15 protein-coding genes and 1 pseudogene are annotated in these 20,036 nt (G+C 67.0%); 3 read left to right on the forward strand and 13 right to left on the reverse strand.

Features of this window, described 5'->3' with window-relative positions; translation table 11 throughout:
* Window positions 1-12: 12 nt before the first annotated feature.
* Genes AC07U4_RS22560 through AC07U4_RS22570 form a run of 3 tightly spaced genes read left to right on the forward strand, consistent with a single transcriptional unit; the run spans window position 13 to window position 2,922 of the window.
* Window positions 13-1,638, forward strand: coding sequence for a GMC family oxidoreductase (locus tag AC07U4_RS22560; protein ID WP_495197195.1), 1,626 nt, complete (start codon window positions 13-15; stop codon window positions 1,636-1,638).
* The gene (locus AC07U4_RS22565) at window positions 1,638-2,543 is read left to right on the forward strand and encodes an NAD(P)-dependent oxidoreductase (protein ID WP_495197196.1); all 906 of its coding nucleotides are present in this window, start codon (window positions 1,638-1,640) and stop codon (window positions 2,541-2,543) included. Before AC07U4_RS22560 ends, AC07U4_RS22565 begins: the two co-directional genes overlap by 1 nt.
* Before the next feature lie 4 nt (window positions 2,544-2,547).
* Window positions 2,548-2,922, forward strand: a complete 375-nt coding sequence (locus AC07U4_RS22570; RefSeq protein WP_495197197.1) for a carboxymuconolactone decarboxylase family protein — start codon at window positions 2,548-2,550, stop codon at window positions 2,920-2,922.
* 21 nt (window positions 2,923-2,943) lie between these two features.
* Here the strand turns inward: AC07U4_RS22570 and leuD are convergent, their stop codons facing one another.
* The 13 genes and pseudogenes from leuD to AC07U4_RS22635 form a co-directional block, all read right to left on the reverse strand.
* The gene (leuD, locus tag AC07U4_RS22575) at window positions 2,944-3,564 is read right to left on the reverse strand and encodes a 3-isopropylmalate dehydratase small subunit (protein ID WP_495197198.1); all 621 of its coding nucleotides are present in this window, start codon (window positions 3,562-3,564) and stop codon (window positions 2,944-2,946) included.
* Between the two features lies 1 nt (window position 3,565).
* Window positions 3,566-4,972 (reverse strand): 3-isopropylmalate dehydratase large subunit, encoded by a 1,407-nt coding sequence (locus tag AC07U4_RS22580; protein WP_495197199.1) that lies wholly within the window; start codon window positions 4,970-4,972, stop codon window positions 3,566-3,568.
* Window positions 4,962-5,498: a carboxymuconolactone decarboxylase family protein gene (locus AC07U4_RS22585; protein WP_495197200.1), complete on the reverse strand. Its 537-nt coding sequence runs from the start codon at window positions 5,496-5,498 to the stop codon at window positions 4,962-4,964. The genes AC07U4_RS22580 and AC07U4_RS22585 overlap by 11 nt, the downstream gene beginning before the upstream one ends.
* A 50-nt stretch (window positions 5,499-5,548) precedes the next feature.
* Complete coding sequence (locus AC07U4_RS22590; RefSeq protein WP_495197201.1) at window positions 5,549-6,763, reverse strand: CaiB/BaiF CoA transferase family protein; 1,215 nt, start codon at window positions 6,761-6,763, stop codon at window positions 5,549-5,551.
* 44 nt (window positions 6,764-6,807) lie between these two features.
* Window positions 6,808-8,301, reverse strand: coding sequence for an aldehyde dehydrogenase family protein (locus AC07U4_RS22595; RefSeq protein WP_495197202.1), 1,494 nt, complete (start codon window positions 8,299-8,301; stop codon window positions 6,808-6,810).
* A 695-nt stretch (window positions 8,302-8,996) separates the two neighbouring features.
* Window positions 8,997-9,401, reverse strand: a pseudogene (locus AC07U4_RS22600) (membrane-bound PQQ-dependent dehydrogenase, glucose/quinate/shikimate family); the annotation flags it as partial.
* Between the two features lie 147 nt (window positions 9,402-9,548).
* Complete coding sequence (locus AC07U4_RS22605) at window positions 9,549-9,797, reverse strand: hypothetical protein (RefSeq protein WP_495197203.1); 249 nt, start codon at window positions 9,795-9,797, stop codon at window positions 9,549-9,551.
* Complete coding sequence (locus tag AC07U4_RS22610; protein WP_495197204.1) at window positions 9,739-10,812, reverse strand: LacI family DNA-binding transcriptional regulator; 1,074 nt, start codon at window positions 10,810-10,812, stop codon at window positions 9,739-9,741. Before AC07U4_RS22610 ends, AC07U4_RS22605 begins: the two co-directional genes overlap by 59 nt.
* An 8-nt stretch (window positions 10,813-10,820) precedes the next feature.
* Window positions 10,821-13,466 (reverse strand): glycoside hydrolase family 3 C-terminal domain-containing protein, encoded by a 2,646-nt coding sequence (locus AC07U4_RS22615; protein ID WP_495197205.1) that lies wholly within the window; start codon window positions 13,464-13,466, stop codon window positions 10,821-10,823.
* Window positions 13,467-13,487: 21 nt separating this feature from the next.
* Window positions 13,488-15,008, reverse strand: a complete 1,521-nt coding sequence (locus AC07U4_RS22620; protein ID WP_495197206.1) for a tryptophan halogenase family protein — start codon at window positions 15,006-15,008, stop codon at window positions 13,488-13,490.
* Window positions 15,005-15,979, reverse strand: a complete 975-nt coding sequence (locus AC07U4_RS22625; RefSeq protein ID WP_495197207.1) for a cupin-like domain-containing protein — start codon at window positions 15,977-15,979, stop codon at window positions 15,005-15,007. The genes AC07U4_RS22620 and AC07U4_RS22625 overlap by 4 nt, the downstream gene beginning before the upstream one ends.
* A gap of 50 nt (window positions 15,980-16,029) precedes the next feature.
* Window positions 16,030-16,740, reverse strand: a complete 711-nt coding sequence (locus tag AC07U4_RS22630) for a SapC family protein (RefSeq protein WP_495197208.1) — start codon at window positions 16,738-16,740, stop codon at window positions 16,030-16,032.
* A gap of 17 nt (window positions 16,741-16,757) precedes the next feature.
* Entirely contained in the window at window positions 16,758-19,970 is a 3,213-nt protein-coding gene (locus AC07U4_RS22635; RefSeq protein ID WP_495197209.1) for a TonB-dependent receptor, read from the reverse strand.
* Between the last annotated feature and the right edge of the window lie 66 nt (window positions 19,971-20,036).

The raw sequence follows: 20,036 nt of genomic DNA on the forward strand, positions 1-20,036 counted from the left end.
GTCAGGAGAGACATGGACAGCTACGACTATATCATCGTGGGAGCGGGCTCGGCGGGTTGCGTGCTGGCGCGTCGGCTAACCGAGGATGCGGGCACGCGCGTCCTCCTCATCGAGGCGGGACCCGAGGCGAAGGACTTCTGGATCCGCGCGCCCGCGGGGATGGCGCGCATGTTCCGCCACGAGCGGTTCAACTGGAACTTCACCACGGAGCCGGTGCCGGCGCTGCGCGACCGGCGGCTCTACTGGCCGCGCGGCAAGGTGCTGGGCGGCAGCAGCGCGATCAACGGCATGGTCTACATCCGCGGCGATCGCCGCGATTTCGACCACTGGGCCGAACTCGGCAATCCCGGCTGGAGCTGGAACGACGTCCTTCCCTATTTCATCCGCTCCGAAAGCAACGCGCGCGGTACCGACGCGCTGCACGGACGCGACGGACCCATGACGGTGAGCGACCCGGTCGTGATCCATCCCTCGATCCGCCGATTCGTGAAGGCCGCCGAAACGATCGGTCTGCCCCATGTCGACGACCTGAACGGCGGCGATCAGGACGGGGTGGGGCTGCTCCAGTTCAACATCCGCGGCGGCCGGCGCCAGACCGCCTTCGACGCCTTCGTCGCGCCGATCCGCCACCGGCCCAATCTCGTCATCCGGACCGGCGCGCACGTCGCCCGCGTGACCTTCGACGGCAACGAGGCGACCGGTGTGGAACTGGCCGACGCCGCCGCGACCCGTCTTGGCGCAAGGCGGGAGGTCATCATCGCGGGCGGGGCGCTGAGCTCGCCCCACATCCTTCTCCTGTCCGGCATAGGCGATGGCGATGCGCTGAGGCGCATGGGTGTCCCGACGGTTGCGCATCTGCCCGGCGTTGGCCGCAACCTGCAGGATCACTTCGTCGTGCGCGTGCAGTCGAAGTCCACCCGCAGCGCCTCCTACAACCGCTCGCTGTCGGGCCTGCGCAAATATTGGCAAGGCGCGCAATATCTGTTCATGCGGCGCGGCTACCTGACGCTGGGATCGTCGACCGCTGCGGCATTTGTGAAGAGCAGCGCGGCCATGGCCTATGCGGACCTCGAGATCAGCTTCCGCCCGATGACCTTCGGCTTCACGCAATCCGGCGAGCCCGCGATCGACGCCTTCGACGCGGTCAGCGCCTCGGTCTACCGCGTTCGCCCCAAGTCGCGCGGTACCGTGACGCTGCGCACGCCCGACCCGCTGGAGGCGCCCGCATTCCAGCCGAACTTCCTCAGCGATCCGGAGGATATCGAAGCCAGTCTCTCCGGCGTGCGGACCCTGCGCAGGATCATGGCCAGTGAGCCGCTGGCCTCGACCTTGACCGGCGAGATCGTGCCCGGAGCGAACGCGACCACGGACGCCCAACTCGTCGACTATATGGAGCGGGAGGGCAACTGTGCCTTTCATCCTGCCGGAAGCTGCAAGATGGGCACGGACGACATGGCGGTGGTCGACGAGCGCCTGCGCGTGCGCGGCATGCGGCGCCTGCGCGTGATCGACGCCTCGATCATGCCCGTCGTCACCTCGGGCAACACCGCCGCCCCGACGGTGATGATCGGCGAGAAGGGAGCCGCCATGGTCATCGAGGACGCGATGCCGGCGCGCCCGGACGAGGCCCTGCGCTAATGCCGCGGGTCGGCTATATCGGTCTCGGCGCGATGGGCGGTGCGCTCGCCGGACGCCTGCTGACGTCGCACCCCCTGCTGGTCTACGATCGGAGCGACGGCGCCTGCCATGCGCTCGCGGAGCTGGGCGCCACCGTCGCCTCCTCGGCGGTGGCGCTCGCGGCGGAATGCGACGTCGTCATGATCTGCCTGCCGCGGTCGGCCGACGTGCGGTCGGTGTTGCTGGACGGGGGCGGCGTCGCCGACGCGCTCCGATCCGGCGCCCTCTTGATCGACCAGACCAGCGGCGACCCCCGCGAAACCCGCCTGATGGCCGCCGAGCTTCGGGAGCGCGGCGCGGCGATGGTCGACGCGCCGGTGTCCGGGGGGCCCGGCGGCGCCGCCGCCGGCACCATTGCGATCATGACGGGCGGTTCGGATCACGACCTGGAGGTGGCGGAGCCGATCCTGCGCGCGATTAGCCCCAACATCTTCCGCTGCGGCCCGCTCGGCTCGGGCCAGGTCATGAAGCTCGTCAACAACACCGTGACCATGGGCGCGCGCTTCGCGACGCTCGAGGCGGCGGCGCTGGGCATGCGCAACGGTCTCGATCTCGCCGTCATCACGGACGTGCTGAATGCCGGCGGCGCCCGAACGCGGACCAGCGAGAACATGCTGCCCGCCCTGGTCCGCGGCGAGGTCCACGCGCGGTTCGCGCTCGCGCTTATGCTGAAGGATGTGAACCTCGCGAACACGCTCGCAATCGAGAGCGGCGTTCCGCTCGCGTTCGGCCAACTCACGCGCGGCATGCTGCAGACCGCCCTCAACGAGGAGGGGCCGGAGGCCAATTTGGACGACATCGTGAACGTGATCGGCAGGCAGGCGGGCATCGACCTGCACGCCCGGCCCGTCAGCAAGGGAGTATAACGACATGAACAAGGAACTCTTCGACAAGGGCATGCAGGTGCGGCGCGAGGTGGTGGGCGACCACGTCCTCGACCTCGTCAAGAACGCCGACGACTTCACCATGCCGATGCAGGAGCTGGTGACCGAATATTGCTGGGGCACGATCTGGAGCCGCGACGAGCTCGATCGACGCAGCCGCAGCCTCCTCAACATCGGCATGCTGGCCGGCGCGAACCGGCCGGACGAGCTCGCCGCGCATATCCGCGGCGCCCTGAAGAACGGCGTCTCCAAGGTCGAGCTGCGGGAATGCTTCCTGCAGGTGGCGATCTATCTCGGCGTGCCGGCGGCGTTTGGCTGCTTCAGGGTCGCCAAGAAGGTCTTCGAGGAGGACGGCATCTAGGATCCGGCCTCGGCCGGGTCGTCAGTCCCGGCCGAACAGCCAGGGCGCCTCGGCGCGGCGTCTGGCCTCCATCGTCGCGATGGCGTCGGCCATGCCAAGGGTCAGTTCGACCTCGGTGACGCCGTCGGCGACGATGCGCTTGACGAAGGGATCGACCTGGAAGCGGACGTCGATGCCGCCGGGACTGGCGATGCGTTGCGCCGGCAGGTCGATCGTCAGCCGGGAGCCGGGCGCCGTTTCCACCTCGTCCCTCAGCGCGGCGACCACGTCGTGATCGAGAGCGATCGCGAGCAGGCCGGACTTGTAGGCGACCGCCGAGAACACCGGCCCGAAGCTCTCCGCGACGACCGCCCTGATCCCGAAGTCGAGATGCGAGAACACCGCGCCCGGTCGGCCCGACCCGCAGCCATAATTGGCCGCCGCCACCAGGATGCGGGTGCCGGCGTAATTCGGGTCATTGAGGACGAAGTCCGCCTGCTTCCTTCCTTCCCGATCGAACCGCAGATCGTGCAGAAAGTATTGGCCATAGCCGCCGTCCCGTCGATCGCGACTGAAGAAGCGCGCGGGAAACACTTGGTCGGTGTCGAGATCGTCGACGCCGAGCGGCGCGGCGACGGCGTCGAGACGGCCGAACGGCTCCATGTCAGGCTGCCGACACGGTGCGCACGTCAACGATGCGACCCGCGACGGCGGCCGCCGCCGCCATGGGCGGCGACACGAGGTGCGTGCGGCTGCCCCTGCCCTGACGCCCCATGTGGTTCCGGTTCGACGTCGACGCGCACCTGGCACCGGGCGCGACGATGTCGCCGTTCATCGAGACGCACATCGAGCAGCCCGCTTCGCCCCAGCGCGCACCCGCCGAAAGGAAGACATCGGCGATGCCCTCCCGCTCCGCCGCCTCGCGCACGAGGCCCGATCCGGGCACGACCAGTGTCGGCACCGCGACGCGCCGGCCGCGCAGGACCGACGCGGCCGCGCGCAGATCCTCGATCCGGGCGTTGGTACAGGACCCGATGAACACCTGATCGACCGGCATGCCGTCGAGGGGGGCGCCCGCCGCAAGACCCATATAGGCGAGCGATCGCAGCATCGACACGCGTCGTTCCTCGATCGGCTCGTCGGCTGGATCGGGGACTCGACCGGTGACGGGCAGCGCCGTGTCCGCGCTGTTGCCCCAGGTAACCATCGGCGCCACGTCGCCGACGTCGAGCACGTGTACGATGTCGTAGGAGGCGCCCTCGTCCGACGGCAGCGTCCGCCACTGCGCCGTCGCGCGATCCCAGTCGGCTCCATTGGGCGCCATCGGCCTGCCCTTCAGATAGGCCTCCGTGCGCGCGTCGGGGGCGACGATGCCGACGGCGGCTCCCATCTCCACCGACATGTTGCAGATCGTGGCGCGCGCCTCTGGCGACATGTCGGCGATCGCGGTTCCGCCGAACTCGACGGCGTGACCCGTCGCCCCGCCGGCACCCAGCATCGCCACCAGGGCGAGGGCGACGTCCTTGGCGACGACGCCGGGACGAAGCCGGCCCTCCAGCCGTACCAGCATCATGCGCGGCGGCTTCAGCCACGCGCACTGAGTGGCGAGCGCATGCGGCAGGTCGGTGCCCAGGCTGAAGGCGAACGCGCCGAGCGCGCCTTGCGTCGTGGTATGCGAATCGACCGCCGCGAGCACGATGCCCGGCTGCGCGAACGCCTGCTCGGCGGCGGTGACGTGCTGGATGCCGCGCCGCGGATCGCCGAGCCGGACGACGCCGACACCGAGCTTCTCGCCTGCGTCCTGAACGTCCTCGAGCTGCCGTCTGGCGCCCGCGTCCAGCCGATCCGCCGTGTCCGACCCGCTCGGCACATAATGGTCGGGGACGAGCAGCGCCTGGCCGGGCCGCCGCATGGTCTCGCCCCTCGCTGCCAGGGCACGGAAGGCGGAGAGCGCGGTGTCGGCGACGAGCAGGCGGTCGATGTAGATCAGGCGCCGGCCGCCCTCCTCATGGACGGTATGCGCGTCCAGTATCTTCTCGACGATCGTCCTCGGACCGCCGTCAGCCGCCATTGCCGAACTCCGGGAAGATCTTGACGTAGCCGAGCGCCGCCCGCTCCTTTGCCCGATGTTCCGCCTCCTCCTTTGACAGCGGCACGAAACCGTGGCCCTGGACGATCCGCTGCATGAAGGCGGCGCGCGCGGTGACGGCGATCGCGTCGTGCAGCGCGGTCTCGTTCCATCCCGCGGCAAACACCGCGTCGGCATCCGCCTGCGAGACGGTGCCGGGTTCGAGCATCAGACGGCGAACAAAGGCGAGGAGCGGACGCAGCTTCGCGGACACCGGTGCGGCCTCCAGGTCGTCGACCGCCCGCTCGACAAGTCCTTCCTCGATACCGAGCTGGTAGGCGACCTGGGCGTGCGCGCCGGCGACGAACTCGCACTCCGCCACGCCCGCGGCGTAGGCGAGAACTAGCTCGCGCTCGGCGTCGCTGAGCGGACTGTCACCCTTCATCAGCGCCTGGCTCATCTCGGACCAGTGCCGATAGATGTCGGGACGGCTCTTGAAGACGGTCCGGGGTCCCGCGTCGTCCGGCATCGAAGGGAAGAACGGCAAGGCTGCCTCCTCTTGGTCTCTCGGTTTTCCGCTCAGGCCGCGGCGACGACGACGCCGTCCGCGACGAGGTCCGCGATCTGCTCCTCGGTCAGTCCGTGCCGCCGCAGCACCGCGGTCGTATCGCTGCCGACCGGCGCCGCCGGCTTGCCCATCGCCGCCGGCGTCGCGGAGAAGCCGATCGGCGAGCGGATGGCCGTGATCTCGCCGGCGTCGTGGTGCGGCACCTGGCTGAACAGGCCGACCGCGGCCAGATGGGGATCGGCCTGCAATTCGTCGAGCGGCGTTACGGGCGCGACGGGGATGTGCGCCGCCTTCAGCTTCTCCAGCCAGTAAGCAGTCGTCTCCTCGCCGATGAACTCCCCGAGCATCCGGTAGAGCACCTCGTAATTCTGGCTCCGCGCGCTCTGGCTGCAGAAACGCTCGTCGTCGATCAGTTCCGGTCGGCCCACGATCGCGAAGAAGTCGCGCCAGTTTCTGTTGTGATAGGGCAGCGCGCAGACGAAGCCGTCCTTCGTACGGTGCGGCTTGCGTAGCTGCGACATGACGCGCGCGTAACCGACCGGAAACTGCGGGCCGAACGTGCGGTCGCCGAGATGCTCGATCATCATGAACTGCACCATGGTCTCCAGCATCGGGACCTCGACCTTCTGCCCCTCTCCCGAGCGTTCGCGATGCAGCAGCGCCGCCAGCACCGCGTAGGCGAGCGTCAGCCCACATACCTTGTCGGCGACCAGGGTGGGAAAGAAGCGCGGCTCGCCCGCAAGCTGGGTTCCCAGCGCCGCGAAGCCGGACAATCCCTGGATGAGGTCGTCATAAGCCGGATCGTCGCCATAGGGCCCGTCGGCGCCGTAGCCATAGGCGCCGCAATAGACGATGTCGGGCTTCACCGAGCGGACTGCGTCGTAGCCGAGGCCGAGACGCTCGATCGCCTTCGGCCGCATCGCATGCACGAACACGTCGGCATCGCGGACGAGGTCGAGGAGAAGCGCGAGCGCCTCGGGCCGCTTGAGGTCGAGGGCGACATGCTCCTTGCCGCGGTTCAGGTTGAGGTGGATCGGCCCCATCCCCCTCGATCCGTCCCGACCGACCCAGCGCATGATGTCGCCTTCGGGCGATTCGACCTTGATGACCTCCGCACCGAGGTCGGCCATGATCTGGGTGGCATAGGGACCCATCACGACCGCGGTCAGGTCGACCACCTTGATCCCCGCCAGCGGTCCGCTCCTGCGCGGAGACGTGCTTTCCATCGATAATCCCTCGGTTGTCCGCGCCGATGCGCGCTCGGTTCCGTTCACAGCCGCATCAGCACGGACTTGGACTGGGTATAGGCCTCGATCGACTCGGCGCCCATCTCGCGGCCGATGCCCGACTGCTTGTAGCCGCCCATCGACATCGCGGCATCGACCTCCGCATAGGTGTTGATCCACACCCGCCCCGACTGAAGCGCACGGGCGACGCGGTGTGCGCGGCCGACATCCCGCGTCCACACCGCCGCCGCCAGGCCGTAGATCGACGCGTTAGCCTGTTTCACCGCATCCGCCTCGTCGTCGAATGGGATGACGACCAGGACGGGGCCGAATATCTCCTCCTGCGCGATGCGCATGCCGTTGGAGACGCCGCCGAACACGGTCGGCGCCACGAAATATCCCACGTCGCCGACGCGATTGCCGCCAAGCCGCAGCTCGGCGCCCTCGTCGCGGCCGACGTCCACGTAGGAAAGCACGCTTGCCATCTGCTTGTCGGAGATGACGGGACCGAGCTGGACGTCCGGATCGAGGGGCGACCCCATCTTCCAGCCGGTCGCCGCGGCGGCGACGCGCTCGGTCACCTCCTCGACGAGGTCCCTGTGCACGAACAGCCGGGTGCCCGACGAGCAGATCTGCCCCGAGTTGCGGCAGAAGCCGTTCACGGCGGCGGGCACGGCCGCGTCGAGGTCGGCATCCGCGAAGACGATGTTGGGCGATTTGCCGCCGAGCTCCAGCGTGACCTTCTTGAAGTTGCCGGTGCTCGCTTCGAGGATCTGCCGTCCGATGCCGGTCGAGCCGGTGAACGCGACCTTGTCGATCCCGGGATGCGCCGCGATGGCGGCGCCCGCCACCGTTCCCGATCCGCAGACGAGGTTGACGACGCCGGGGGGCGTGCCCGCCTCCTCGATGAGTTCGCACAGCCTGATCGCGGTCAGCGAGGTCAGCTCGGCGGGCTTCATGACGACGGTGTTGCCGCACGCCAGCGCGGGGGCGATCTTGTTCGCCGCCATCGTGAACGGCGCGTTCCACGGGTTGATGAGCCCGCAGACGCCCATCGGCTCCCGCAGCATGTAGATGAAGCGCGACGGATCGCTCGGATTAGTCGACCCGAGGATCTTCGTCGGCCAGCCGGCGTAATAGCGGAAGCTGTTCGCGCCGGACGCGATCCACTTGGTGGAGTTCGTCATCGGCGTGCCGTTATCGAGCGTCTCCAGCACGGCGAGCTCGTCCGCGTTCGCCTCAACGAGATCGGCGATGCGGAGCAGCAGACGGGTGCGGTCATGGGGGCTCATTGCGCTCCACGACCTGTGCTCGAAGGCCGCCCGTGCCGCCGTCACGGCATCGTTGACATCGTCCGTATCCGCCTTCGCGATCTCGCCCAGCGACTGCTCGGTGGCCGGATTCATCGTCGTGAACCAGGCGCCCGCGCGCGCTTCCGACCATCGGCCGCCGATCAGCAGCCGTTTGCGCCCGCCGCTCAGCCACCGACGGGCCGCTGCCAGCCCCGGCACGCCCGGTTCCCGGATGTCGCTCGTCATGGGTTCACGATCTTCCTCATCTCGGCCTTCTCAGGTGTTCCGGAACGGATCAGCAAGAGCCGTGCCATGCCAGACCTGCCTCAGGCGTGAGGCCCGGCTACACCCAAATGTCTGACAGGGGCACACAGTGTCACGGCCATGGACATGGCGCCCAATCGAAGAGAACGGACGCCCGAAGCGGTTGGTAGGATCATCGCTCCGGTCCATGGAACTCGGCTTCGGTTACCGGCTCCGCCCAATCGACGTTGCGACCATCGACCGTCTCGGCGATCGACAGGTGCGTCATCGCCGTCTTATCGGTCGCACCATGCCAGTGACGCACGCCAGCCGGCACATAGGCCGTATCGCCCTTGCAAATCCGTTCGACCTCGCCGCCCTCGCGCTGCGTCTAGCCGCAGCTCTTGGTGACGTAGAGCGTCTGTCCAGCCGGGAGCGTGTGCAGTTGCTGCGCGCACCGGGCTGGAAGGCGACGAGCCCGGTGCCGGCGCGTCCGGGTGGCGTCGGTTTGACCAGTTCGGCGACCGTCACCTTGCCAGTGAAATATTGCGCCGGGCCGAGTTTCGGAGCGACGGCACTTGCTTTGTTCACACTCGGCTGCGGTGCCGCTGTCTGCGCCACTGCGATGCGGGTGTTGCCGATCAGCAGCGCGGTCAAGAGGATTGCTTTGCACGGGGTCATCTTGGTCTCCTCGGATATCAGCGGGCGGTGCCGTCGACAGGCAGCGCGTAGGCGACCAGCTTGGTGCCCTGCGTCGTCTTGAGCGTCGGCTTGCCGCCGGAGGCGATGACGACGAACTGGCGACCGCTGGGCGCACGGTACGTCATCGGCGTCGCTTGACCGCCCGCGGGCAGACGCGCTTTCCAAAGCTCGGCACTGGTCGACACGTCGTGAGCGCGGATCGCCTGCTCGACCGACGCGGCGATGAACGTCAGCCGGCCCCGTGTCGTGGTGCCCCCGCCCGAGAACGGCACGCCCATCGTGAAGGGGACATGGCTGTGGATGCCGAGCGGCCCCGTGTCTGGCCCCGTGCCGAATGGCTTCGTCCAGAGCACCCGGCCGGTGCGTAGATCGACCGCCGACATGCTGCCCCAGGACAGTGATGTGCAAGGGAACGCCTAGTAAAGTCTGAAATGGGCCGTTAGTGGCGCCGTAGGGCGTGTCACCGGCTCGTGCGTCGGCTCCAAGACGTTGCCGCGACGGTTGGCTTCGGCGCGGTTTATAAGCTGCGATTTGGTCGACAGATTCATTTATGACACGACCAAGATACCGCGCTCGGGATCGACCGATACGCTGCCCCAATTGATGCCGCAACCATAGCCAGAATGCACGATGAACGGACGCTCGAGCCCGACTGGCGTCAATGAGCCTTCGTAGCGCGCCTGCTTGAACTCCGCAAAGAAAATTAGCCACTGCTCCGGTGAACTTTTCGCTCTACATTTAAAAATGATCCACGCCGTTACGGGTAGCACGGTCGTTGAACAGACGTGGCGCGGCATCGGACTGACGACGGACGATGCGGTAATGAAGCACGGTTTGCGGCGGTGGTGTGTGCGCTGTCTTGCGTCGGACACCTCGTTCCAGCAGCGAAACCGTCTCGCGGGTCAATTCTGCGACCGGGGGGCATAACGTCGTCAATTGCGGCCATATTGCCCGTGCAACAGCGGAGTCACCGAACCCGCATACCGTGAGATCGGCAGGAACGTCGAGCCCGCGGCCATGAGCGGTCGCGACGATCGCAGCGGCGATCTCGTCGCTGCTGGCGAGGATCGCGGTTGGCGGTAGGGGCTGCACGAGCAACTCCGCCGCCGCGTCCAGACCGGTGCGATAATCGCCATGCCCCATTAGCACCGGCCCCAGGGAATCTAATCCCGCCGCCACCAGTGCTTCGCGATAGCCGGCAAGGCGACGGTGATTGGCAGCCTCTGCGGGATCGCCGCCGATGAAGGCGATGCGTTGATGTCCGAGGCGCAACAGATGCTCGGTCATCGCACGCGCCGCGGCCTGGTCGTCGACCGTGAGATCGCCGCTGCCGTAACCGGGCGCGAGTACGGCGCAGGGCAGCTCCGCCGCGCCTATCGCGTCGCGTACCGCCGGCACTTCGCAAAGCGGCCAGCAGAGCAACACCGCATCGACCCTGTTGGTCGCCACCCGTGCTGCCGCCGCAGCGTCACTGCCGTCGTCGTCGAAATCGACCACGATTAGATGCACGCCACTCTCACTGCTCTGCTTCAGCGCGGCGGCGAGGATTTCGCCGAGATACGGCGTCCGCCCCGCGCCATGGCACAATGCGATGCGGCAGCGCGCGCTGGCAAGCGTCCGCGCCTCGGTATTGGGCAGGTAGTTAAGCCGCCGGATCGCCGCGTCGACCCGCTCGCGGGTCGTGTGACGGACGTTCGGGCAATTATTGGCCACCCGCGACACGGTCATCATCGATACGCCGGCCAGCCGCGCGACATCGGCCAGAGTCGGGCCGCGCGGGATCGCCGCGGTCTCGTCAGGATGCGCCGCCATCGCCCGGCTCACCGCGGCAGGAGCTTGCTGCCCGCAACGCTGACGTCCGCAGCGGTGCCGGGCGCACCAGTCCCCTCCTGGCCGCCGCCGACCCATAAGCGATAGCGGCCCGCGGTCACGCGCATGTCCCCCCTGCCATCGGCAAAGGCGATGTCGCGCGGGTCCAGCGTGAACTGCACCTGCCGGCTCTCGCCCGGCGCAAGCCGCACCCGCTGATACCCCTTGAGCGACCGGTCCGGCAGGTCGGCGCGCTCGGTCGGCGCGACGTAGAGCTGTACCACCTCATCGCCCGCGACGCTGCCCGCGTTACGTACGGTGACGGCGACCCTCGCCCCCTGCCCCGCCCGGATCGTCGGTCGCACCGCAAGCCCGGAATAGCCGAATTTGGTATAGCTCAAGCCGTGGCCGAAGGCATAATCGGGTTGGCCGGTGAAATAGCGATAGGTGCGGTTCTTCATCGAATAATCGCCGAACCGCGGCAGTTGGTCGGCCGAGGCGTAGAAGGTCACCGGCAGGCGGCCGGAGGGATTGACCGTGCCGGCCAGCACCTCGCCGATCGCCTGCCCTGCCGCCTCGCCACCATACCAGGCCTGCAATACCGCCTTCGCCTGTTTGCCCGCCGCGCCATAAGTTAACGCCGATCCCGATATACCGATGATCGCCACCGGCTTGCCGGTTGCGACAAGCGCGTCGAGCAGACGCTGCTGCACCGCCGGCAAGGCGATCGTGGTGCGATCGCCTCCATTGAAGCCGGGGGCGTCGACCTTCATCTCCTCGCCTTCGAGCCCGGCGGTGAGGCCGACCATCGCGACGATCATGTCGGCATCGCCGGCCGCCTTGACCGCTTCCTGCAACAGTGCGTCGGGGCGCGGCTTCCAGGTCAGCGTCAGCCCGGCGCCGAGCCGCGGGGAATGATGCGTGAAGGCCAGACGGAACGCGCGGGGGCGGCCCGCTTCCATCTGGATCGGCGGCGTCGCCAGCGGCACGCCGGTGAAGCATTTCGACGTTGCGCGCACGTCCGGCTGCCCCTCGATGCTCAGCACATAGGTCTGCTGGTCCTCCGACCAGTCGCAGCGGCGATCGCCGATCTCAAAAACGTATTCGCCCGTCGCCGGCACGGTCAGCGTGCCGCTATATTCGGCGGAGAACGCGGTCCTGTCGACGCCGGGTGCCGGCGACACGCCGTTCCAGTCGTTGTCGATCTCCCTTTCGGTGCGGATGGCGATCACCGGCCCTGCAAAGCCGATGCCGTTCCAGAAGCGCGCGGTGACGCCTTGCGGACCGAAGACGGTGCGCGGCACGGTGAGTGCGACCGGCTCGACGAAGGGCGAGCCTTGCACAAAGCGCACCCGCTCCGCCCCCAGTGCGGTGGCGATGCCGTCGACCGGCAGCGCCTGGCCGACCGGCGTGCCCTTGTAATTGCCGCTGAGCGCCTCGCGGCTCGCGGCGGCGGGACCGACCACCAGCACGCGGCGCGCGCTGGTGGCGACCGGCAGCAGGCCGTCGTTCTTGAGCAGCACGATCGACTCCCGGGCCGCGCGCAATGCGACCGCGCGATGCGCTGCGCTGTGGTTCTCGGCATAAGGGACGGCGGCATAGGGATTGCGCCCGGCCGGATCGAGCATGCCGAGCCGGATGCGCGCGATCATCAACCGCTTCACCGCGGTATCGACGTCGCGCTCGGCTAGCAGCCCCCGCCGGACGGCGCTTGGGATGGCGAGATATTCGTCCTTGAAGTTGCAACCGGTATCGGTGCCCGCCTTGATCGAGACCGCCGACGCCTCTTCCCAATCCTTCTGCGTCTTGTGGCCGCTGACCATGTCGTCGATCGCGCCGCAATCCGATGTGACGAAGCCTTTGAATCCCCAGTCATCGCGGACATAATCCTTGAGCAGCAGCGTGCTGCCGCAGGCAGGCCTGCCGTTGATGGCATTATAGGCGCACATCAGCGACGCGGCCCTGCCCTCGGTGATCGTGCGGCGGAAGGCAGGCAGATAGGTCTCGGTCAAATCCTGCGGCGCGACATCGACGTTGAAGCCGTGGCGGAGCGGTTCGGGACCCGAATGGACCGCGAGATGCTTGGGAGTCGCGATCGCGAGGTAGTAACGCGGATCATCGCCCTGCATCCCCTCGACGAAGGCGGTGCCGAGCGTGCCGGTCAGATAGGGGTCCTCGCCGAGCGTCTCCTGGCCGCGGCCCCAGCGCGGATCGCGGAAGATATTGATGTTGGGCGACCAGATCGTCAGCCCGAAATAGCGGTCGACATTGCCTTCGCGCTGCGCCTGATTGTAGCGCGCCCGCGCCTCAGTGGCGATCACCCGGCCCTCCGCCTTGAGCAGGTCCTTGTCCCAGGTCGCGGCCATGCCGATCGCCTGCGGGAAGACGGTCGCCTCGCCGGCGCGCGCCAGGCCGTGCAGCCCCTCGTTCCACCAGTCGTACGCCGGCAGATCGAGCCGCGGGATCGCCGGTGCGGCATTCTGCATCTGCCGCGCCTTCTCGTCGAGCGTCATGCGCGCGACCAGATCCTCGGCGCGCTTTTCGATCGGCGCGTCTGCGTCCTTATAGACCTGCGCCGTGGTCGAAAGAGGCGCCAGTATGGCAGAGCCAAGCAACAGGGTGTGGCGAAGGCGTGGGAGAAAGCCAATCGGCGGCATAAATGTTTCCATTGTCGTTGGTCAGGAGGTGATCGCAGGCGCGGCAGTTGCATCGGCGCAATGGCGGAAGACGAAGTCAGCGTGGGCGGGGAGTCGCTCGACGCGGGCGGCGATCGCGGCGCGTTGTTCGGCGAGCACGCGGGCCAATTCGGCCGGGTGCAGCAGCCGCGCGAGCGCATGCCACGCCGTGGGCTCGATGCGCTGGCCGATCAGAACCTGTACCCAGCTATCGACACGGAACAGCTCGTCGGTGCGCTGGTAGGCTTGCGCGTGTTCGCGGAACAGGGCGATCCGCTGCGCCAGCGTGGCCGGCACCACCATCGCACGGCAATAGCGCCAGAACGGCGTGTCGTCGCGCTCGGTCGCCTTGTAATGGAGGATGACGAAATCGCGCACACTCTCCAACTCCGAACGCGCCTCGGCGTTGAAGCGGCGGCGGCCGGCGTCGCTGACGCCGTGAAACGGGAATTGCTGCACCAACCGCGTGATGCCGGTCATGACGAGGTGGATGCTGGTCGATTCCAGCGGCTCGACGAACCCCGATGACAGGCCGAGCGCAACGCAATTATGCGACCATGCCGCCATGCGTCGCCCGGTGTGATACCGGATCGAGCGCGGGTCACCGAGCGGCTCGCCCATGATCCCCCTTAGCAGCCGTCCGCGCGCCGCTCCCTCCTCCATGAACGCGGAGGCGAAGACGATGCCGTTGCCGACCCGGTGTTGCAGCGGAATGTGCCATTGCCAGCCCGCCTCATGCGCGATCGCACGGGTGTAGGGGCGGGGGGGCTCGACCGCACGGGTCTGCACCGCGAGTGCGGTGTCGGTGGGCAGCCAATGCTGCCAGTCGTCGAACCCGACGCCCAGGGTTTGGCCGGCGAGCAGCGCGCGAAAGCCCGTGCAATCGATGAACAGGTCACCCGCGACGCGACGACCATCTTCGAGCAGCAACGCGGCGATATCGCCGCCCTCGCCATGACGATCAACGGTGCGGATCGTACCGGCAATGCGCCCCACCCCAGCCGCCTCGGCGATGTCGCGCAGGAAGCGGGCGTAGCGGCCGGCATCGAGATGATAGGCATAGGCCCCGATCGCCCCCGGCCCTGCCGCGAACCGGCTCGCCTCCGCCGCTTGCGTCTCCAAACTATAGGCGCCCAGTGGAGTGGCATCGCCCGCCGCGCGCGCGGCAAGCCAAAAATGCTGAAAATCGCCCATCCACGTCGCATGGCCGACCCGGCCGAACGAATGCATGTAGCGGTCGCCGAGCCGCGCCCAATCCTCGAATGCGATGCCCAGTTTGAACGTCGCGCCGGTCGCCGCCATGAACGTGCGCTCGTCGATCCCGGCAAGCCGGTGGAAGGTCGCAGCGGTCGGGATCGTCGCTTCGCCGACACCGACGGTGCCGATCTCCTCCGATTCAACCAGCACGATGTCGAGTAGCGGACCGAGGTTGCGCGCCAGCGCCGCGGCAGCGATCCAGCCCGCGGTACCGCCGCCAACGATCACCACGCGATGCAGCGGCGGCCGATCGCTCGCGCCGCTCATCGGTTGAGCCTGCCGATCAGCAGGGCGCGCAGCCGTCGCGCGGTCGCGTCGTCGAGCGGGGCAAGCGGCCCTCGCACGTGCGGCGGCAAATGGTCCGCCGCGGTGCCGGCGTCGTCGAAGATATAATGGTCGAACAAAGCGCGCCACGCCTGCCGTTCCGCCGCCGGCCGGTCACGCAACGCCAGGAGTGCGTGAAGCAGCGCTCCCATCGGCGCATCCTGATGCGCCGGCCCCTCGCTCCACCAGTAGTTGACCAGCACGTTAATGTCATCGAGCGCCTCGACCTGATGCCACCACAGCGCCGGGTAGAAGAGCACGTCGCCGGGTTCGAGATCGGCGATCTCGGCTACGGCCAGTGCTTCGGCGAAGCGGGGATAAAGATCGAGATCGGGTGCGGCGGGATCGACCATGCTGACCGCCTGCCCGCCAGGCGTCGGCTCTAGCGGGCCCGGATAGAGATTGCTCGCCTGATCGGGCGGGAACAGCGTGAAGCGCCGCCGGCCGACCGCGCAGCACGCGAGATTATGTGACGTGTCGTAATGCGTCGCCGCGACGGTGCGGTTGCCGAGCCACAGGCTGACGGTCGGTAGCGCGGGGCCGAAATCGGCCCAAAGGACGTTTTCGTCAACCAGCCCGGGCAGGAAGGCGTCGACGTCGGTCGAGCCGACGTACAGCGCGCGCGGCGCGGCCTGCGTCGCCTCTACGAACAGATCGTCGAGATGGCGGGCGAGCGCGACGCGGTCGGTGGTGAAGTTGAAGCCGGTGAGCATCGCGTCGTAGAAGAAGCGGCCACGGATCGTGGCGTCGCCGACATAGCGGACGAGCGCAGCGCCGGCATCGAACGCCGACAGATACTTCGCCGCTTCCCGCGCCGAGCGGCGTCCTGCCTGAACCATCGGCCAGTGGCGGGTGCCGCCACGCAGGATGACCGGGCGATTTTCGCGAACCAGCGCGGCGGGGTCGATCGGCATCGCAGTCGATTCGATGGCCCGGCATCTACGCGGCGCGGGGGCGGTGCGGGTCAGCAGCATCGCAGCGCCCGCTTGCGCGCGATAAGCCGCTGGATGGTGCCGAGCGACGCCACCACGGCAAAGGCGAGCGCAAGATGCCCCGCCGCATTGAGCCGCACCAGCGTCTCGCCGTCGAGCGTGGCCAACCGTCCGATGTCGATCGTCCAATAATCCTCGATGCGATATTTACCCGCCTCGTCGACCTCGATATCGAGCCGGACCGGCATCAGCAGCCCTGCCGCATCGAATGCTGCGAACATCGGCACCACCGCCGCTACTCCCGCGTGCAGCGTTGCGAGCGCATCGCGGACCTGCACCAGATACGGCGCCTCGCCGCCCTGCGGCAGGAACAGCGACCGCCCGTCCGGCGCGCCAACGCGCGGATCATCGAGCGCAATGCGAATCTTCGGATCGTCATGATCCCCCGCCTCGATACCGATGATGAACGGCCCGCGCCGCTGGACCGCCGGAATATAATGATCCTGCCAGCCGTCGACGCCCAGGAAGAGATTCTCGTTCTGGTCGAACCCGAGCAGCGCGACCGCCCCCCACCCGGCCTCGTCGTCGTGGCGGAACAGGATGGGATAGTCTCGCTGCGCGTCGAGAAATTCAGTCGGTACCAGCAGCATCTGGTTGACGGCATCCCCGAACGCCGCGCCCTGCCCGATCGCGACGCGCAATGCGCCGTGATCGACATTGTTGAGCAGCGCCGTTCGGGTCATCCTTGCCATGCCTTTGCTCAGAACCGGGTCCGCACACCGATCAGGAAGCGGCGGTCGAGTTCCTGGGCATAAGCGAGGTTTGCCTTGGACCGGTTGTAGGTCCGGACGCTCTCCTCGGTGAGGTTTATCGCCTCGAAAGACACTGACCATTTCGGCGAAAGGTCATAGCTGATGTTCATATCGAGCTGGCCGAACGGTGCGACGAACAACGGATTGCGGTCACCGCCCTGGTTGGTCGCCTGCAGGAACCGGTCGCGCCAATTATATGCCAGTCGCGCCGAGATGCCGTATTTGTCGTAGATCAACGTCGCATTGGCGGTGTCGCTGAGCCCGAGCAGCGCGAATTGATCGACGCTGGGATCGGCGCCGACATCGACGCCTACATCCCCGCGGACATAGGTATAGGCCGCCGCCACGCCGATCCCGGTATCACCAAAAAAATGCTGAAAGGCCGCCTCGAAACCGTGGATCTTGCCTTCGCGGTTGTTTATCGGCCGAGTGACGGAGAATTGGTATAGTGGATCGCTGCCGTTGGCGATGATGTCCACCGCCTGCAACGTCTTGTCAATGAACGCCTGCGTCAGCGCACCGTTGACACGATTGGCCTGGAACTGCTGCACCGCGGTGTTGATGTTGCCGGTCTGCTGAAGCAGCGCGGTCATAGTGAACAGATTGACGTCGCTGATATCGGCGCCGATTCCCTGCAATGCCGTCTTGGCGGTGCCGGAGCGCGTACCCGCCGCGCCGCTCGCCGGATCGCGCAGCCTGAACAGGTTCTGGCTGGTCTGGCCGGTGCCGACGAAATTTTGGACGCGCTTGTCGAAGAAGCCGAACGAGACGAAGCTCGACGGCTTGTAATACCATTCCAGTGATGCATCGATATTGTCGGAGATCAGCGGCGACAGATTGGCATTGCCCGTCGCCCCCGGCGCGAAGCCGCCGACCGCGGTGGCGCGGCCTGGGATGCCGACCGAACTGGCTGAGAACAGGTTGCCGAAATCGGGCCGTGCGATCGTGCGGCTGAACGACAGGCGACCGATCAGATTCCGCGCCACCTCGACCTGGAAATCCATCGACGGCAGCAGGTTTTCGTAAGAGCCCGTTTGCGTGACCAGTTGCTGCTGGTTGGACACGGTCAGCGTGAAGTCGTTGTCCGCAGTCCACAGGATCGCCGCGGGTACCGCGACGACCGACGAGGAAAAGACCGTCGTCTTTTCGTAGCGCACGCCGGCGACCAGCGTCGCCGGCCGGTTGGCGATGTCCGCCTTCCACGTCACCTGGCCGTAAGCCGCGGCGATCTTCTCGCGGACCCGGTTGTTCTGCTGGCCAGTGGAGAAGATCGGATTGCCTGCCGCGGCATAGACCGGTGACAGCGCATTGATCAGCGCAGTCGCCGGCGCGCGGAAGGCAATCAGCGACGCGCCCGTGGCACCGGCATCGAAGTGACGGAACTGGCAGGTCAGGCAGAATTGCTGGAGCAGCCCGGGCGCGGTACGCTGGATATCGCCCGGATTGCCGACCCCCCAGTCGCCCAGCACCTGCTGGCTGAAGCTGGCGAGCTGCGTCACCGTCTGGTTGCGAAGGTCGCCGCCGAAATCGAGCCGACTGCCGGCATCGTCGAGCTGCCAGCCGAGATCGGCGCGGATCTCCTTTAGCGACTGGGTCTGCGACGAGCGGATGAAGCGTGACATCTGCGTGCCGACGTCGCCGATATCGAGCACGCCGTTGTTGTTGCCGCGCAGCGCATCGTCGAGCGTGATCGTCTGCACAGGAACATCGCCTCCGTAATCGGCGCTTTGTGCCGCGACCACCGGCGCGGCGATCGTCGTGATGTTGGAACTGTTGTCGTTGGGATTGTCGGGCAGGCTTTCCGCCTTGCCGTAGTGGCCGTCGACCGACAGCGTCAGCCGGTCGGTCAGTTCCCATTTAAGATTGCCGCCATAATCCTGCAACCGGTTCTTCAGCGCGCGATCCTGCTGCGCGAAACCCGCGTCCTTCACACCAGCGATCGTCTCCTGCAGAAATTGCGTTGTGGCGACGACGGGATTCTGGTCGAACGTCACCTGCGCGAACGGCCGGTTGAACCAATTGCCCTGATTGGTGCGCACGTCACGCTGCCGGTTTTGTGCGAACAGCGCGTCGGCGGTGATCGTCACATTGTCCATTGGCTTGAATTGCAGCGTGGCGGCGGCGTTGATCCGCTCGCGCTTACCTTCCGAATAGAAATAGCTGCTGTCATTGGGCACTGCGACCAACTGACTGCCGCTCGCCGGCAGATTGGTAATCTTCGTCTGCGGATTGATGAAGCCGTTGCTGGTATCCCGAAACTGGTCGAAGCTACGGATATTCCAGTATGCGACGGTCGCGCCGCGGGTAGTGAAATTGCGCTTTTGATAGCTGCCGAATATCGACACGCCGATGGTACGATCCTCGTTCGACCAGCTCATCAGACCAGACGTTTCGGGCGTAACGTGCGCGGCCTTGTCGAGCCGCAGGTCGGCGCTGGTGTCGTAGAGCGCCTTGGCACCGATCGTGCCGTTGAGACCGGTCTCGCGGCTGTCGAGCGGGCGACGGGTAATGACGTTGATCGCCGCGCCGATCCCGCCCGAGGGCACTGCCGCGCGGCCCGTTTTATAGACTTCGAGCGTATTGACGCCTTCCGAAGCGAGGTTGGAGAAATCAAACGACCGCGACGTGCCAGTCGCGAAATCGGCACCGTCGCCGGCGCTGATCGCGCCGACACTCGCAGACGGCAGGGTGCGTCCGTTGAGCGTGACGAGGTTGAAGCCCGGGCCGAAGCCGCGCACCGTCACCTGCGACCCCTCGCCGTTGACGCGGTCGATCGACACGCCCGTAACCCGCTGCAATGATTCCGCGAGATTAGTGTCGGGAAATTTACCGATATCCTCGGCAGAGATCGCATCGACCACACCCGTGGAATTGCGCTTGATGCTGATCGCCCGATCAAGGCTGGCGCGCACGCCGGTGACAACGATGTCTCGGTCGGGGTTCAGCGCAGCATCATCCGCCCCCTCCGCGGCCTGAGCCGGCGCGACAACGGCCGGTTGCGCATTATCCGCCTGCGCGGCACCGGCCGGCGCGCTGCCTACCTGCACGGCAGCCTGTTCCGGCGCCACGGTCTGCGCCGCCGCCGTGCCGATCCCCATCGCGGCGGAAACCGCCAATACCGAAGTCGAGCAAGCGAATTTCAACCCTACGCTCGTGCGCATTTTGATCCCCTTCCCTACCCTAAAACCAACGACTGTCCCGCCGCCTTCACGTTACCGGTAACAGAT

This window comes from Sphingomonas sp. GW821-FHT02B09 (assembly GCF_059421875.1).